Source organism: Vibrio crassostreae 9ZC13, from assembly GCF_000272045.2.
Classification (GTDB): domain Bacteria; phylum Pseudomonadota; class Gammaproteobacteria; order Enterobacterales; family Vibrionaceae; genus Vibrio; species Vibrio crassostreae_C.
The window spans coordinates 1-2,270 of record NZ_AJYZ02000017.1; the positions used below are offsets into that span (position 1 = coordinate 1).

Consider the following 2,270-nt stretch of genomic DNA (forward strand, 5'->3'; position numbering starts at 1 on the left):
GCTTTGGCTGAAGCCATCTCACGAACTAAAGCAGAGACTCTACGATCATAGTGCAATACTTCTAGGTTAAGGTGTTGAATCTTGTTCGATAGATCTTGAAGTAGCTCTCGAGCGAGTATAGGCAAACCATTTTCTGCATCTTCAAGGACACTACCAATAGTGTTTTGAGCCGAGTAGCGCCCCTGAGGCATCACAATACCAAATTCGGAAAGCAAACCTCTGAGCTGGTTAATAGTCGCCGTTCTTGTTTTAATTAGCCCCTGTCGAATACGGTGCAGGCAAAGCACAGCTTGTTGCTCTTCACTTTTTATAGAGACAAATCGTGTTTTGGGTCTAGATACCGCTTCACAGATGGCCTCTGCGTCATTGGCATCGTTCTTCTCATTTTGTCGATATGGAATAACGAATTTGGACGCCATAATTTTCGGGTTATGACCTAGTTTCAGTAGCTCTCTCGCCCAGTGGTGTGCACCAGAGCACGCCTCCATACCGATGAGGCAGGGAGGTAACTTCGCGAATGTGTCTAAGAGTTTGTTTCTTTTGACAGTTTTGCGTAGGACGCACTTGCCATATGCATCAACGCCGTGAATACTGAATACATTCTTGGCGAGGTCAACGCCAATAGTTTGAATGGTGGACATAGTAACCTCCAGTTCTTCAGCGTGTACTAAGTAAGTATGGCACGCAGAGTGTCAGGTAGAGGGAGTCCATATCATTCGTTATATTTTTTGGAGAGTGTTTTGGAACCTACAGATTTAGAAAGATTAATCCATGAGTCTCTAGAGCAGTTAGGCTGGGAGGCTGATGCCGAAGTATTAGCACAAAAAGTTAAACGATTAGATATCGGTTTACCATTAGAAGATGAGTTTACTGTGCTTTGTGGTTGGCTTGGTCAATGTAAATTAATACATAAGCTAGACCAACAGCAATATCCTGCCGTATCAAAGAATGAGTTTCAGGTTCCTGATTTATTTGCCACATTTAATCGCGATGGCCAAAATATACCAGTCTTAATTGAAGTAAAGTCTTCACACAAAAACGTTCTTTCATTTACGCCACAATACATAGGAAAGCTTAAAGCATACTCTGACCTTTTTAATTTACCAATATTGATAGCATGGAAAAATAAATTTGGTATTTGGACTCTTAATTCACTTGATTCATTTAAACAAGCAAAGAAAAATTATAACTTAAATTTCAATGATTCAATGTGTGACAGTTTGATGGGGTATCTCGTTGGTGATTTTGGTTATTCACTAGGAGCTGGGGCTGGATTGCATATTCAAGCCAAGAAAAAGAAGTTGGTTGATGTAGAGGTGGTTGAAAAAGATACTAAATGGAATGAAAACTGGGAAGCCGTCATTGATGATGTTTACTTTACTTCTTATAACGGTGAAAAATTTAGAGACTTGTCTCCGCTAGCACAGCAAGTGTTTTTTGCTTGGGATCTAAGTGAAGAATCAACAGTTACTGATTCACATTTAACTATACACAACGTTTGCTTAGAGCCTTCTATGTTATTTGCTCAAATGGCTTTAACAAGGGTGCTTGCATTTCGCACCTCTTTTTCTGAACAACAAGTCAGGTGGCGTTCAGTTTTAGGTGGAAATAAAATACTAGATAATTTGGCTGATTTTCGAAACGGGATCAATGAAAATATGGACAAAAAAATAGTTCATCACATCATAGACCCGATACCGAAAACAATGCCAGAGTTTCTAAAATAAAAATATAACAAGTCATTTAAACGGAACTAAAACAGTTCATCATTTTTGCAAAAAGACCGCAAAAATACTGCCCCATTTTAGTCCGCTTAATGAGGCGTTATAAGTCACATGGAGTTTGATTTAGTATGAAGAATAGAGAGTGCCCTAATTGTCAACAGAAGATTTCACTTAGTTGGTTTTTATTTAGTGGAAATAGGACAAAGTATCGCTGTACCCAATGTTCAGCTTTGATCGAATGGACACCAAGACGCTCCTATTTAGGCATGTTTGTTGGCGGTTCATCAGCGCTGAGTTTTACATTACTTGAATCGTTGATTCCCTCAGTGAGTATACGAGTGATAATGATTTTAATTTTGGCAGTCATACTGGCATTTTTAGTACCGAAGCAGTTCAGAATCATTGACGAAAGTGCCTTATAACAAGTCATTTAAACGGAACAAAAACAGTTGGCCGTCGCTTCGCGATTTTAGCCAACCATTTTTGTCCGCTTAATGAGGCTACATGGATTCCCCCGGTTGTCAAACATCCGCTAAACTTATGTTG

Annotated in this window: 2 protein-coding genes; one reads left to right on the forward strand and one right to left on the reverse strand. The window is 39.4% G+C overall.

From position 1 onward, the window contains the following. Positions 1-641, reverse strand: a 641-nt coding sequence (locus tag A136_RS01565; protein WP_017063747.1) for an IS110 family transposase, incomplete at its 3' end; no start/stop codon positions are given. 99 nt (positions 642-740) lie between these two features. Between A136_RS01565 and A136_RS01570 the strand changes: the two genes are divergently transcribed. Continuing rightward, positions 741-1,727, forward strand: a complete 987-nt coding sequence (locus A136_RS01570) for a hypothetical protein (RefSeq protein ID WP_017063748.1) — start codon at positions 741-743, stop codon at positions 1,725-1,727. Positions 1,728-2,270: the final 543 nt, after the last annotated feature.